Consider the following 13,348-nt stretch of genomic DNA (forward strand, 5'->3'; position numbering starts at 1 on the left):
ATAAACTATGGGACAGAAGACAAATCCAATCGGAAATCGCCTTGGTATCATCAGAGGATGGGAGTCCAACTGGTATGGAGGTAATGACTACGGTGATAAACTTGCCGAAGACGATAAGATTAGAAAGTACGTACACGCACGTTTATCAAAGGCTAGTGTATCTAGAGTAATTATTGAGCGTACGCTTAAACTTGTAACCGTTACTATCACCACTGCCAGACCCGGTATTATTATCGGAAAAGGTGGTCAGGAGGTAGACAAGTTAAAAGAAGAGCTTAAGAAGATTACTGAAAAGGAAGTTCAGATCAATATTTTTGAAATCAAAAGACCAGAACTTGACGCATTTTTGGTAGGTTCTAGTGTAGCAAGACAGATTGAAAGTCGTATTTCATATCGTCGTGCTATCAAGATGGCTATCGCGGCTGCGATGAGAATGAATGCAGAAGGTATCAAAATCCAGATTTCAGGGCGTTTGAATGGAGCTGAAATGGCACGTTCAGAGTCTTATAAAGAAGGTCGTATTCCTTTATCAACATTTAGAGCTGACATAGATTATGCTTTAGTAGAAGCTCATACTACTTATGGTAGGCTGGGTGTGAAAGTATGGATCATGAAAGGCGAAGTATATGGTAAAAGAGAGCTTTCTCCTTTAGTTGGTTTATCCAAAAAACAAGGAAAAGGTGACAGAGGTGGACGAAGTGGTGGAAATAATAAATCACGTCGTAGAAAGTAATTTTTTAAAGTAAATTAACAATGTTACAGCCTAAAAGAACAAAATTCCGTAAACAACAAAAAGGACGTATGAAGGGTCTTTCTCAAAGAGGACATACCCTTTCTAACGGTACTTTCGGAATCAAATCATTAGATTCAAGTTTTGTTACAGCTAGACAAATTGAAGCAGCTCGTATTTCTGCAACTCGTTATATGAAAAGAGAAGGTTCTCTGTGGATTAAAATTTTCCCGGACAAGCCTATTACAAAGAAACCTCTTGAAGTACGTATGGGTAAAGGAAAAGGTGCTGTTGAGTATTGGGCAGCAGTAGTAAAACCAGGAAGAATATTATTCGAAATAAGTGGCGTGCCTTATGACGTAGCTAAAGAAGCTTTACGTCTGGCAGCACAAAAGCTTCCTGTTAAAACTAAGTTTATCGTAGCTAGAGATTATCAAGCTTAAAATTGAGAATTATGAAGCAATCAGAAGTTAAAGAATTATCTACAGCTGAATTACAAGAAGAACTTGGTAAAACGCAAAAAGCGTATTCAGATTTAAGAATGGCTCACGCTATGTCTCCATTAGAAAACCCTTTACAATTACGTAAAGTAAGAAGATCTATTGCAAGAATGGCTACAGAGCTAACAAAAAGAGAATTAAACGGTTAATTCTGCTGAAAGATGGAAAAAAGAAACTTAAGAAAAGAACGTATAGGAGTTGTTACTAGTAACAAAATGCAGAAATCAATCGTGGTTTCTGAAGTTAAAAAAGTGAAACATCCTATGTACGGAAAATTCGTGTTAAAAACGAAAAAATACGTTGCACACGACGAGAAAAATGACTGCAATATTGGTGATACTGTAAAGATCATGGAAACAAGACCTATGAGTAAAACCAAATGCTGGAGATTAGTAGAAGTAATTGAAAGAGCGAAGTAATTATGGTACAACAAGAGTCTAGATTAAAAGTAGCCGATAACACAGGTGGTAAAGAAGTTTTAGTTATCCGTGTTTTAGGTGGTACAGGAAGAAGATACGCCTCTGTAGGAGACAAAATCGTTGTCAGTGTAAAGGAAGCAACTCCTAATGGAAACATTAAAAAAGGAGCTGTTTCAACTGCAGTTGTTGTTCGTACTAAAAAAGAAGTGCGCAGACCAGATGGTTCATATATTCGTTTCGACGATAATGCATGTGTGTTATTGAATCCTGCGGGAGAAATGAGAGGTACACGTGTATTTGGTCCTGTTGCAAGAGAACTTCGTGATAAGCAATTCATGAAGATTGTTTCACTAGCGCCAGAAGTGCTTTAAAACATTTGAGAAGATGACAAAGCTAAAAATTAAATCAGGAGATACAGTACGAGTTATCGCTGGAGACAATAAAGGTCAAGAAGGTACGGTGCAAAAAGTATTGAAAGATAAAAACAAGGCGATCGTAGAAGGTGTTAACCTCGTGTCTAAACACCAGAAGCCTAGTGCTACTAATCCACAAGGTGGAATTGTAAAGCAAGAAGCTCCTATTCATATTTCTAACCTATCATTGTTAACTTCTAAAGGAGAAACAACTAGAGTTGGATATAGAGTAGAAGGAGATAAGAAAGTGAGATTTTCTAAAAAATCTAATGAAGTAATATAGTTATGGCTTATATCCCAAGATTAAAACAAGAGTATAAAGACAGAGTAGTGTCAGCTCTTACAGAAGAATTCAGCTATAGTAATGTAATGCAAGTGCCAAAGCTTAAAAAAATTGTTTTAAGTAGAGGTATAGGTGCAGCGGTAGCTGACAAAAAGTTAATTGACTACGCAGTAGATGAATTGACAACAATCACTGGTCAGAAAGCTATACCAACGATTTCTAAGAAGGATGTTGCTTCTTTTAAATTACGTAAAGGAATGCCAATTGGTGCTAAAGTTACGTTAAGAGGAGAAAGAATGTACGAATTTTTAGATCGTTTGATTACTTCTGCATTACCACGTGTAAGAGATTTTAGCGGAATTAAAGCTACAGGTTTTGATGGTAGAGGTAATTACTCTTTAGGAATTACTGAACAGATTATTTTCCCAGAAATTGATATTGATAAAGTAAATAAGATCTCTGGAATGAATATCACATTCGAAACTTCGGCAAATACCGATAAAGAAGCAAAATCATTGTTAACCGAACTAGGATTACCTTTTAAAAAGAATTAATTATGGCTAAAGAATCAATGAAAGCCCGTGAGGTGAAGAGAGCAAAAACTGTAGCTAAATATGCAGAAAAACGCAAAGCTTTAAAAGAAGCTGGTGATTATGAAGCATTACAAAAGTTGCCAAAAAATGCTTCTCCTATCCGTATGCACAATCGCTGTAAACTTACAGGAAGACCAAAAGGATATATGCGTCAGTTTGGAATTTCTCGTGTAACGTTCAGAGAGATGGCTAACAAAGGATTAATTCCAGGAGTAACAAAAGCTAGTTGGTAAGAATAAAAAATTAATTGGTTTAAGGTTCGACTAAAGAAGTCGAAAACCAAGACCATAAATTATATATAATGAATACAGATCCTATAGCAGATTATTTAACCAGAATTCGTAATGCAAATAGTGCTCAACACAGAGTAGTTGAGATCCCTGCATCAAAGGTTAAAAAAGAGATCACAAAAATATTATTCGATCAAGGATATATTTTAAGTTATAAGTTTGAAGATAACACAGTACAAGGTACTATCAAAATCGCACTTAAGTACGATAAAATGACAAAAGAGCCTGTAATTAAAGAATTACAAAGAATCAGTAAACCTGGTTTACGTAAATATGCAGGATCTAATGACATTCCTAGAATCCTTAACGGATTAGGGATCGCTATCGTGTCTACTTCTCACGGTGTTATGACCGGTAAGCAGGCAAGACAAGAGAATGTAGGTGGAGAAGTACTTTGCTACGTATATTAACAGTATAAAAGACAAAAGAAATGTCAAGAATAGGAAAAAATCCAGTAACTATTCCGTCTGGTGTCACTGTTGAAGTGACAGGTAATGTTGTTACTGTTAAAGGAAAATTAGGAGAGCTTTCTCAGGAAATCGACAGTGTTGGTGTAAAAGTTGAGGAAGGCCAGGTAGTTCTAGAAAGACCTAGTGATGCCAAAGATCATAAAGCAAAGCACGGTTTATACAGAGCTTTGATCCAAAATATGGTAGTTGGAGTTTCTGAAGGTTTTACCAAAGAATTAGAATTGGTAGGAGTAGGTTATAGAGCTTCTAATCAAGGTCAAAAATTAGATTTGGCTTTAGGATTCTCTCATAACATAGTATTAGACTTAGCACCAGAGGTAAAAGTTGAAACTATTTCAGAAAAAGGTAAAAACCCTATCGTAAAATTAACTTCTCATGATAAGCAATTAGTTGGACAGGTAGCTGCTAAGATCAGAAGCTTCCGTAAGCCAGAGCCTTACAAAGGGAAGGGAATTAAATTCGTAGGAGAACAATTAAGAAGAAAAGCAGGTAAATCTGCATAATAACGAAGTTATGGCATTCTCAAAAGATTTAAGAAGATTAAAGATAAGAAAGCGTATCCGCGGTAGTGTTAGCGGAACAGAACAACGTCCTAGATTATCTGTTTTTAGAAGTAATAAAGAAATCTATGCGCAAATCATAGATGATGTAACTGGTAAAACTATCAGTGCAGCTTCTTCAAGAGATAAAGACATTGCTTCAGCAACTGGAAACAAAGTAGAAATTGCAGGGCTAGTAGGAAAAGCTCTTGCAGAAAAAGCTAAAAAAGCAGGTGTTGAAACCGTATCCTTTGATAGAGGAGGATATTTATATCACGGAAGAGTAAAATCATTAGCAGACGGTGCTAGAGAAGCAGGACTAAAATTCTAAGAAATTATGTATCAGAAATATAAAAACGCAGAATTAGTAAAACCAAGTGGACTAGAACTTAAAGATCGTTTAGTTGGTGTACAACGTGTTACTAAAGTAACAAAAGGTGGTAGAGCATTTGGTTTCTCTGCAATCGTAGTTGTAGGTGATGAAAACGGTGTTGTAGGACACGGTTTAGGAAAGTCTAAAGAGGTAGCAGAAGCTATCGCTAAGGCAGTAGAAGATGCAAAAAAGAATTTGGTTCGTATTCCATTACATAAAGGTACATTGCCACATGAGCAAAAAGGGAAGTATGGAGGAGCAAGAGTATTGCTTATGCCTGCCGCAACTGGTACCGGAGTAATCGCTGGTGGTGCTATCCGTGCAGTACTAGAATCTGTAGGAGTGCATGATGTACTATCTAAGAACCAAGGATCGTCTAACCCACACAATGTGGTGAAAGCAACGTTTGATGCTTTATTGCAAATGCGTAGTGCACAGCAAGTAGCAAAACAACGTGGAGTTTCACTTGAAAAAGTGTTTAAAGGATAAATAGGAAACGATGGCAAAGATTAAAATTACTAAAGTAAAAAGTGCAATTAATCGCACTCAAAGACAAAAGAGAACCTTAGAGGCTCTAGGTCTTAAAAAGATCGGCCAGGTTGTGGAGCACGATGATACTCCTAATATCCTTGGGATGGTAAATAAAGTTAAACATTTAGTTTCAATAGAAACAAAATAATATAAGCACATGGATTTAAGTAACTTAAAACCTGCTGCAGGTTCAGTAAAAAATAACAGTAAGCGAGTAGGTCGTGGACAAGGTTCTGGAAAAGGCGGAACTGCTACTCGTGGTCATAAAGGAGCGAAATCACGTTCTGGGTATTCTAAAAAGATCGGTTTTGAAGGTGGTCAGATGCCACTTCAAAGACGTGTGCCTAAGTTTGGTTTCAAAAACATTAATAGAAAAGAGTATCAAGGAATTAACCTAGACACCCTACAAAAATTAGTAGATGATGGGAAGATTACAGATACTGTAGATCTTGATGTAATTTTAGCTACACGCCTTGCTGGAAAAAATGATTTGGTTAAGATACTGGGAAGAGGTGAATTGAAGGCGAAGTTGAAAGTCTCAGCTCACAAATTTACAGCCACAGCAAAAGCAGCAATAGAAGCGGCAGGTGGTGAAGCAGTAACCTTATAATAGACAATTCATGAAATTTATTGATACAATAAAAAACATTTGGAAAATCGAAGAGCTAAAAAATAGGATCTTAGTTACTCTAGGACTACTTTTAGTATATCGTTTTGGAGCACAAGTTGTACTTCCAGGAGTAGATGCAGCACAATTAGCCGAATTGGGTACTCAAACTCAAGATGGTATTTTAGGACTGCTTAATGCATTTACAGGAGGAGCTTTTGCTAATGCCTCAGTATTTGCTTTAGGTATTATGCCATATATATCTGCTTCTATTGTTGTGCAGTTGATGGGAATTGCTATTCCTTATCTGCAAAAATTACAAAAAGAAGGAGAAAGTGGTAGAAAAAAGATTAACCAAATAACACGTTGGTTAACTATCGCTATTACACTGGTTCAAGGACCTGGTTATATCTATAATTTATTTGCAACATTACCGGCAGAAGCTTTTGTTATTCCAAACCAAACCGTTTTTGTTGTGTCTTCTGTAATTATTATATCAACAGGTTGTATTTTTGCAATGTGGCTTGGTGAAAAAATCACGGATAAAGGTATAGGTAATGGTATCTCATTATTAATTATGGTGGGTATTATTGCTACTTTACCGCAGTCATTTGTGCAAAACTTCATTTCTAGAACATCGGGTGAAGGTGGTGATATAATTATGGTATTGATCGAATTAGTAATATGGTTTGTGATTATACTGGCATCAGTATTGTTAGTAATGGCCGTGCGTCAAATACCAGTTCAATATGCAAGAAGAACCGCCGGTGGTGGTTATGAAAAGAATGTTTTCGGATCAAGACAATATATTCCTTTAAAGCTTAATGCATCAGGTGTTATGCCAATTATATTTGCTCAGGCAATTATGTTTGTTCCTGGTTTTGTGGCTGCAAGTATGTCTGATTCTGAAGCAGCTCAAGGGGTAACTGCAGCGTTTAGTGATATTTTTGGATTGTGGTATAATTTGGTGTTTGCATTGTTAATTATAGTGTTTACATATTTCTATACGGCTATTACGGTTCCAACGAACAAAATGGCTGATGACCTGAAGCGAAGTGGAGGTTTTATTCCGGGTATTAGACCAGGAACAGAAACTGCTGAGTATTTGGATAAAATTATGTCGCAGATCACCTTACCAGGATCAATTTTTCTAGCGTTAATTGCAATATTTCCGGCAATCGCAGTAAAGTTGTTAGATGTGCAACAAGGATGGGCGTTGTTTTTTGGAGGGACATCACTACTGATTATGGTAGGTGTAGCAATAGATACTATGCAACAGGTTAATTCTTACTTGTTAAATAGACATTATGATGGATTAATGAAAACCGGTAAAAACCGTAAAGCAGTAGCATAATGGCAAAGCAACCAGCAATAGAACAAGACGGAAGTATTATCGAGGCATTATCTAATGCAATGTTTCGTGTAGAACTAGAAAACGGTCATGTTGTAACAGCTCATATCTCTGGAAAAATGCGTATGCATTATATAAAATTATTACCAGGAGATAAAGTAAAATTAGAAATGAGTCCTTACGATTTAACTAAGGCTCGTATAACATATAGATACTAATAATTTAATAAATATTGTTATTTAAGATTTTTTCTGTAATTTTGCAGGCTGAAAAAATCTTGTTAATGATACCTTCTTAAAAACGGTATTGATCGTTTTCAAGAATTAAATACAAAGAGATGAAAGTAAGAGCATCATTAAAAAAGAGAAGTGCCGAGTGCAAGATTGTGCGTAGAAAAGGCCGACTTTACGTAATTAATAAAAAGAATCCTAGATTTAAACAAAGACAAGGGTAATTATGGCAAGAATTGCAGGGGTAGATATACCTAAACAAAAGCGAGGAGTTATAGCATTAACCTATATCTTCGGAATTGGTAGAAGTAGAGCTAAAGAGATTTTAGCCAATGCCAAAGTAGATGAAAGTATAAAAGTTTCTGATTGGGATGATGATCAAATTGGTCGTATCCGTGAAGCTGTAGGAGCCTATACCATAGAAGGAGAATTACGTTCTGAAGTACAGTTAAATATCAAGCGTCTTATGGATATAGGATGTTATAGGGGTATACGTCACAGAGCTGGTTTACCACTTAGAGGGCAACGTACTAAGAATAACTCTAGAACACGTAAAGGAAGAAGAAAAACAGTTGCTAACAAGAAAAAAGCAACTAAATAATAAGTAGTATGGCAAAGTCAACTTCAAAAAAACGTAAAGTAATTGTTGAGTCTGTAGGTGAAGCACACGTTACAGCTTCTTTCAACAACATTATTATTTCGTTAACCAATAAAAAAGGAGACGTGATTTCTTGGTCTTCTGCCGGTAAAATGGGATTCAGAGGTTCTAAAAAGAACACTCCATATGCTGCGCAGCTAGCTGCCGAAGATGCTTCTAAAGTAGCTATCGAAGCAGGACTTAAGAAAGTAAAAGTATACGTTAAAGGTCCTGGTAATGGTAGAGAATCAGCAATACGTTCTCTTCACAACTCAGGAATAGAGGTTTCAGAGATTATCGATGTAACTCCTATGCCTCATAACGGTTGTCGTCCTCCTAAAAGACGTAGAGTATAATTTTTATCCCGAACCTTGAGTTCGGGATCTCTTTATATTAAAACAATAAGTAATCTAAAAGAGGAAAAATGATTATCGAAGGAAAGAGACCTTAATTCATAATCACCTCTTAAAACTAAATTATTAATAATGGCAAGATATACTGGTCCAAAAACTAAAATCGCTCGTAAATTTGGAGAAGCGATATTCGGAGACGATAAGTCATTCGAAAGAAGAAATTACCCTCCTGGTCAACACGGAAACAACAGACGTAGAGGTAAGAAAAGTGAATATGCTATCCAGTTAATGGAAAAGCAAAAAGCCAAGTACACTTATGGAGTACTTGAACGTCAATTCCGTAATATGTTTGAAAAAGCAACTCGTGCCCAAGGTATTACCGGTGAAGTATTACTTCAATTATGTGAATCTCGTTTGGATAATGTAGTATTCAGAATGGGATTAGCAAATTCTCGTAGAGGAGCAAGACAATTAGTTTCTCATAGACATATCACCGTTAATGGACAACAGGTAAATATCCCTTCTTATCAATTAAAAGCAGGAGATGTTGTTGGAGTAAGAGAAAAATCAAAATCATTAGAAGTAATCCAGAATTCACTTGCTAATAATAGCAAAGTATATGAGTGGATTACATTTAATAACGATACAAAGCAAGGTACTTTTGTGTCTGTTCCGGCTAGAATTCAAATTCCGGAAAACATTAATGAACAATTCATTGTCGAATTATACTCTAAGTAATAACGCTAAAGAAGAAACAACAATATGGCAATATTAAATTTTCAGAAGCCCGATAAAGTTATCATGATCGACTCAACCGAGTTCGATGGTAAGTTTGAATTTAGACCATTAGAACCGGGATATGGATTGACAGTTGGTAACGCTTTACGAAGAGTTTTGCTATCTTCTTTAGAGGGATTCGCTATAACTTCTCTTAGAATAGAAGGTGTTGATCACGAATTTTCTACAATCTCTGGAGTAGTAGAAGATGTTACAGAAATTATCTTAAACCTTAAGCAAGTACGTTTTAAGCGTCAGATTGAGGATATAGATAACGAATCTGTTACAATATCTATTTCTGGTCAAGAGCAATTAACTGCTGGTGATTTCCAAAAGTTTATTTCTGGATTCCAGGTACTAAATCCTGATTTGGTTATCTGTAATATGGATAAAAAAGTAGCACTTAACCTTGAAATTACTATCGAAAAAGGTAGAGGTTATGTTCCTGCTGAAGAAAATAAGAAAGCTAACGCTCCTATCGGAACAATCTTTACAGATTCTATTTACACGCCGATAAAAAATGTTAAGTATAGCATTGAAAATTATCGTGTAGAGCAAAAAACGGATTACGAAAAATTAGTTTTCGAAATCGTAACAGATGGTTCTATCCATCCTAAAGATGCGTTAACCGAAGCTGCAAAAATATTAATCCATCACTTCATGTTATTCTCTGATGAGCGTATTACATTAGAGGCTGATGAGATTGCTCAAACAGAAACTTATGATGAAGAATCACTTCACATGAGACAGTTGTTAAAAACTAAATTGATCGACATGGATCTTTCTGTACGTGCACTTAATTGTTTAAAAGCGGCAGAAGTGGATACATTAGGAGATCTAGTATCTTATAATAAAAATGATTTAATGAAGTTCCGTAACTTTGGAAAGAAATCTTTAACTGAGCTTGAAGAGCTGGTAAATGTTAAAGGACTTAACTTTGGTATGGATCTTTCTAAATACAAGTTAGATAAAGACTAATCCATCATAATTTGCTCCTCAAAGTGGGTTGTAGCAAGATGATGATTAAAATTAAATGTCATGAGACACGGAAAAAAAGTAAATCACCTAGGTAGAAAGACAGCACACCGTAAAGCAATGCTTGCGAATATGGCTTGTTCTTTAATTGAGCATAAAAGAATCAATACTACAGTAGCAAAGGCAAAAGCGCTTAAGCAATTTGTAGAACCATTAGTAACTAAGTCTAAAGAAGATACTACACACAATCGTCGTATCGTATTTAGTAAATTGCGTAACAAATATGCAGTTACAGAATTATTTAGAGAAGTTGCTACTAAGGTTGGTGATAGACCAGGAGGATATACAAGAATTATTAAACTTGGAAATCGTCTGGGAGATAACGCCGATATGGCAATGATAGAATTAGTAGATTATAACGAGCTTTATAATGCTGGTAAACCTGCTAAGAAGAAATCAACTCGAAGAGGTAGAAGTAAGAAAGCTAGTGCACCAGCGGCTCCAGCTCCAGAAACTGCTAATTCTGAAGAAGAATAGATGAAAAGTGTGAATAACACATAATATAAAAAGGATAAACGTTTGGCGTTTATCCTTTTTTTTTGAATAATTTTGAAAGGGCATTTTTCCACCTTAAACGGAAATGATAGTGTAAAATATATTTAGAAAAAAGATGAAATATCAATCTCGAAAAAAAGCGATTCTTTTATTAGCAGACGGCACAATTTTTCACGGTAAAGCCGTTGGAAAAGAAGGTAGTGCTTTTGGTGAAGTATGTTTTAATACCGGTATGACAGGGTATCAGGAAATTTTTACGGATCCTTCGTATTATGGGCAACTTATGGTGGCTACTAATGCTCATATTGGTAACTACGGTACTAATGAGGAAGAAGTAGAATCAGATTCAATTAAAATTGCTGGTTTAATTGTAAAGAATTTTAGTTACGAATATTCAAGAGTAATGGCAGATAGTTCTTTGCAAGAATTTTTAGAAAAGCATAATCTTTTGGCTATATCTGATGTAGATACTCGAGCTTTAGTGAGTTATATAAGAGATAACGGAGCTATGAATGCCGTAATATCTACAGAGGTTGATGATATAGATAAGTTGAAAAAGAGATTAGCAGAAGTGCCAGATATGAAAGGGCTTGAATTGGCTTCTAAAGTATCCACTAAAGAACCATATTTTTATGGTGACCCTAATGCTACTCATAAGATTTCGGCTTTAGATATAGGGATAAAGAAAAATATATTGCGCAATCTAGCTAGTAGAGATGCTTATATTAAAGTATTTCCTTATGATGCGACATTCGCTGAAATGAGTGAATGGGGACCAGATGGATATTTTTTATCCAATGGACCTGGAGATCCAGAACCTCTTACTCAAGCTATCGATACTGCAAAGGAAATTATTAAGAGAGATTTACCTTTATTTGGTATATGTCTTGGACATCAGGTCATAGCATTAGCTAATGGTATTAGTACCTATAAAATGCATCACGGACATAGAGGAATAAACCATCCTGTGAAAAATATGGTAAGTGGTAAAGGGGAGATTACTTCTCAAAATCATGGTTTTGCTATTAATAGAGAAGAAACAGAAAAACACGCAGATGTAGAAATCACACATGTTCATCTTAATGATCATACTGTAGCTGGGATCAAAATGAAAAATAAGAACTGCTTCTCTGTACAATATCATCCTGAAGCGAGTCCGGGACCAAATGATTCAACGTATCTGTTTGATCAATTTATCGAGAATATCAAAAACGCAAAAATTACAGCATAAAACTTTGATTCTTTGTATATAATTCTTGTTGTTTGATAACATCTTAATCTATAACGTTATAGTTAATAACTTGTAAGTAGTATTGCGGTTTTCGTAGTAAATTAAGGGATTTACAAAGGGCTTAGAATATGTTGGTTTCGTATATTGCAAAGAATTAAAATTATCCAACAAAAATTAAAATAAACATGAGTATAATTATTAATATTCACGCAAGACAGATTTTAGATTCACGTGGTAACCCAACTGTAGAAGTAGACGTGATTACTGAAAATGGAGTTTTAGGAAGAGCAGCTGTTCCTTCTGGAGCTTCTACAGGAGAGCATGAGGCGGTAGAATTGAGAGATGGAGGAAAAAGTTACATGGGTAAAGGAGTTCTTAAAGCTGTTGAAAATGTAAATTCTATAATAGCTGAAGAATTAATTGGGTATTCTGTATTCGATCAAAATTTGTTAGATAAAACCATGATCGATCTTGATGGTACACCAAATAAATCAAAATTAGGTGCAAATGCAATATTAGGTGTTTCTTTGGCCGCTGCTAAAGCTGCAGCTAATGAGCTTAATATGCCTTTGTATAGATATGTAGGAGGAGTAAGTGCTAACACACTGCCGGTTCCAATGATGAATATCATTAATGGAGGTTCTCATAGTGATGCTCCAATAGCTTTTCAAGAGTTTATGGTAATGCCAGTAAAGGCTGAGAACTTTACACAGGCTATGCAAATGGGAACTGAGATTTTTCATAACCTGAAAAAAGTATTACATGATCGTGGATTAAGTACCGCTGTAGGAGATGAGGGTGGTTTTGCGCCAACATTAGATGGTACCGAAGATGCTCTAGATTCAATTGCACTAGCAGTAGAAAAAGCTGGATATAAATTTGGAGACGAAGTGATGGTAGCTTTAGATTGTGCAGCTGCAGAGTTTTACGTAGACGGGAAATATGATTACACAAAATTTGAAGGTGATACAGGTAAAGTGCGTACAAGCGAAGAACAAGCAGATTATCTTGCAGAATTGGCTTCAAAATATCCGATCATTTCTATCGAAGATGGTATGGACGAAAATGATTGGGATGGATGGAAATATCTTACAGATAAGATTGGAGATAAAGTACAGTTAGTAGGAGATGATTTATACGTTACTAACGTGGAAAGACTATCAAGAGGAATCGAAAACGGAATAGCAAATTCTATTTTAATCAAGGTAAATCAAATAGGAACACTTACTGAAACTATTGCAGCTGTTAATATGGCTCATAATGCAGGGTATACTTCTGTAATGTCTCACCGTTCTGGAGAAACTGAAGATAATACAATTGCAGATCTTGCTGTAGCCTTAAATACAGGTCAAATCAAAACAGGATCAGCCTCTCGTAGTGATAGAATGGCAAAATACAATCAATTATTACGTATTGAAGAAGAGTTAGGTTCAGTAGCGTATTATCCAAAAGAAAAGGCTTTTAAAGTTAAGTGATAATATAATTGAATTG

24 protein-coding genes are annotated in these 13,348 nt (G+C 35.6%); all 24 read left to right on the plus strand.

Annotated features, from left to right (window positions below):
* Positions 1-7: 7 nt before the first annotated feature.
* Positions 8-733, plus strand: coding sequence for a 30S ribosomal protein S3 (gene rpsC / locus JJQ60_RS16540; protein WP_201922868.1), 726 nt, complete (start codon positions 8-10; stop codon positions 731-733).
* A 20-nt stretch (positions 734-753) separates the two neighbouring features.
* Complete coding sequence (gene rplP / locus JJQ60_RS16545) at positions 754-1,173, plus strand: 50S ribosomal protein L16 (RefSeq protein ID WP_025666451.1); 420 nt, start codon at positions 754-756, stop codon at positions 1,171-1,173.
* A gap of 11 nt (positions 1,174-1,184) precedes the next feature.
* The gene (gene rpmC / locus JJQ60_RS16550) at positions 1,185-1,379 is read left to right on the plus strand and encodes a 50S ribosomal protein L29 (protein ID WP_024770872.1); all 195 of its coding nucleotides are present in this window, start codon (positions 1,185-1,187) and stop codon (positions 1,377-1,379) included.
* Positions 1,380-1,391: 12 nt separating this feature from the next.
* Entirely contained in the window at positions 1,392-1,649 is a 258-nt protein-coding gene (gene rpsQ, locus JJQ60_RS16555; RefSeq protein ID WP_034243856.1) for a 30S ribosomal protein S17, read from the plus strand.
* Between the two features lie 2 nt (positions 1,650-1,651).
* Positions 1,652-2,020 carry a 50S ribosomal protein L14 gene (rplN, locus tag JJQ60_RS16560; RefSeq protein ID WP_027411971.1) on the plus strand — a complete coding sequence of 123 codons (369 nt, stop codon included), beginning with the start codon at positions 1,652-1,654 and terminating at the stop codon, positions 2,018-2,020.
* Between the two features lie 13 nt (positions 2,021-2,033).
* Positions 2,034-2,345: a 50S ribosomal protein L24 gene (gene rplX, locus JJQ60_RS16565; protein ID WP_201922871.1), complete on the plus strand. Its 312-nt coding sequence runs from the start codon at positions 2,034-2,036 to the stop codon at positions 2,343-2,345.
* A 2-nt stretch (positions 2,346-2,347) separates the two neighbouring features.
* Positions 2,348-2,899, plus strand: a complete 552-nt coding sequence (gene rplE / locus JJQ60_RS16570; RefSeq protein WP_201922875.1) for a 50S ribosomal protein L5 — start codon at positions 2,348-2,350, stop codon at positions 2,897-2,899.
* A 2-nt stretch (positions 2,900-2,901) separates the two neighbouring features.
* Positions 2,902-3,171, plus strand: coding sequence for a 30S ribosomal protein S14 (gene rpsN, locus JJQ60_RS16575; RefSeq protein WP_140597674.1), 270 nt, complete (start codon positions 2,902-2,904; stop codon positions 3,169-3,171).
* Between the two features lie 68 nt (positions 3,172-3,239).
* On the plus strand, positions 3,240-3,638 hold the full coding sequence (gene rpsH, locus JJQ60_RS16580) for a 30S ribosomal protein S8 (protein ID WP_201922878.1): 399 nt from the start codon (positions 3,240-3,242) through the stop codon (positions 3,636-3,638).
* Between the two features lie 20 nt (positions 3,639-3,658).
* Complete coding sequence (rplF, locus tag JJQ60_RS16585; RefSeq protein ID WP_201922880.1) at positions 3,659-4,201, plus strand: 50S ribosomal protein L6; 543 nt, start codon at positions 3,659-3,661, stop codon at positions 4,199-4,201.
* A gap of 10 nt (positions 4,202-4,211) precedes the next feature.
* The gene (gene rplR / locus JJQ60_RS16590; RefSeq protein WP_201922883.1) at positions 4,212-4,568 is read left to right on the plus strand and encodes a 50S ribosomal protein L18; all 357 of its coding nucleotides are present in this window, start codon (positions 4,212-4,214) and stop codon (positions 4,566-4,568) included.
* Positions 4,569-4,574: 6 nt separating this feature from the next.
* A complete protein-coding gene (gene rpsE / locus JJQ60_RS16595; RefSeq protein ID WP_201922886.1) occupies positions 4,575-5,099 on the plus strand; it encodes a 30S ribosomal protein S5 in 525 nt (174 codons plus the stop codon).
* 10 nt (positions 5,100-5,109) lie between these two features.
* Complete coding sequence (rpmD, locus tag JJQ60_RS16600; protein ID WP_103863696.1) at positions 5,110-5,289, plus strand: 50S ribosomal protein L30; 180 nt, start codon at positions 5,110-5,112, stop codon at positions 5,287-5,289.
* A gap of 9 nt (positions 5,290-5,298) precedes the next feature.
* Complete coding sequence (gene rplO / locus JJQ60_RS16605; RefSeq protein ID WP_201922889.1) at positions 5,299-5,751, plus strand: 50S ribosomal protein L15; 453 nt, start codon at positions 5,299-5,301, stop codon at positions 5,749-5,751.
* A gap of 10 nt (positions 5,752-5,761) precedes the next feature.
* Positions 5,762-7,102, plus strand: coding sequence for a preprotein translocase subunit SecY (gene secY, locus JJQ60_RS16610; protein WP_201922892.1), 1,341 nt, complete (start codon positions 5,762-5,764; stop codon positions 7,100-7,102).
* Entirely contained in the window at positions 7,102-7,317 is a 216-nt protein-coding gene (infA, locus tag JJQ60_RS16615; RefSeq protein ID WP_008613577.1) for a translation initiation factor IF-1, read from the plus strand. Before secY ends, infA begins: the two co-directional genes overlap by 1 nt.
* Before the next feature lie 119 nt (positions 7,318-7,436).
* Positions 7,437-7,553 (plus strand): type B 50S ribosomal protein L36, encoded by a 117-nt coding sequence (gene ykgO / locus JJQ60_RS16620; protein WP_073316873.1) that lies wholly within the window; start codon positions 7,437-7,439, stop codon positions 7,551-7,553.
* A gap of 2 nt (positions 7,554-7,555) precedes the next feature.
* Positions 7,556-7,930, plus strand: a complete 375-nt coding sequence (gene rpsM / locus JJQ60_RS16625; protein ID WP_201922894.1) for a 30S ribosomal protein S13 — start codon at positions 7,556-7,558, stop codon at positions 7,928-7,930.
* An 8-nt stretch (positions 7,931-7,938) separates the two neighbouring features.
* On the plus strand, positions 7,939-8,322 hold the full coding sequence (gene rpsK / locus JJQ60_RS16630) for a 30S ribosomal protein S11 (RefSeq protein WP_025666464.1): 384 nt from the start codon (positions 7,939-7,941) through the stop codon (positions 8,320-8,322).
* Positions 8,323-8,451: 129 nt separating this feature from the next.
* Positions 8,452-9,057 (plus strand): 30S ribosomal protein S4, encoded by a 606-nt coding sequence (gene rpsD, locus JJQ60_RS16635; protein ID WP_201922904.1) that lies wholly within the window; start codon positions 8,452-8,454, stop codon positions 9,055-9,057.
* Positions 9,058-9,081: 24 nt separating this feature from the next.
* Positions 9,082-10,074 carry a DNA-directed RNA polymerase subunit alpha gene (locus tag JJQ60_RS16640; RefSeq protein ID WP_024770856.1) on the plus strand — a complete coding sequence of 331 codons (993 nt, stop codon included), beginning with the start codon at positions 9,082-9,084 and terminating at the stop codon, positions 10,072-10,074.
* 60 nt (positions 10,075-10,134) lie between these two features.
* Positions 10,135-10,608 carry a 50S ribosomal protein L17 gene (rplQ, locus tag JJQ60_RS16645; RefSeq protein WP_201922907.1) on the plus strand — a complete coding sequence of 158 codons (474 nt, stop codon included), beginning with the start codon at positions 10,135-10,137 and terminating at the stop codon, positions 10,606-10,608.
* A 133-nt stretch (positions 10,609-10,741) separates the two neighbouring features.
* The gene (carA, locus tag JJQ60_RS16650; protein ID WP_201922920.1) at positions 10,742-11,857 is read left to right on the plus strand and encodes a glutamine-hydrolyzing carbamoyl-phosphate synthase small subunit; all 1,116 of its coding nucleotides are present in this window, start codon (positions 10,742-10,744) and stop codon (positions 11,855-11,857) included.
* A gap of 185 nt (positions 11,858-12,042) precedes the next feature.
* Positions 12,043-13,332 (plus strand): phosphopyruvate hydratase, encoded by a 1,290-nt coding sequence (eno, locus tag JJQ60_RS16655; RefSeq protein ID WP_201922923.1) that lies wholly within the window; start codon positions 12,043-12,045, stop codon positions 13,330-13,332.
* The last annotated feature ends 16 nt before the right edge of the window (positions 13,333-13,348 follow it).

The organism is Aquimarina mytili (genome assembly GCF_016735115.1).
GTDB lineage: Bacteria > Bacteroidota > Bacteroidia > Flavobacteriales > Flavobacteriaceae > Aquimarina > Aquimarina mytili.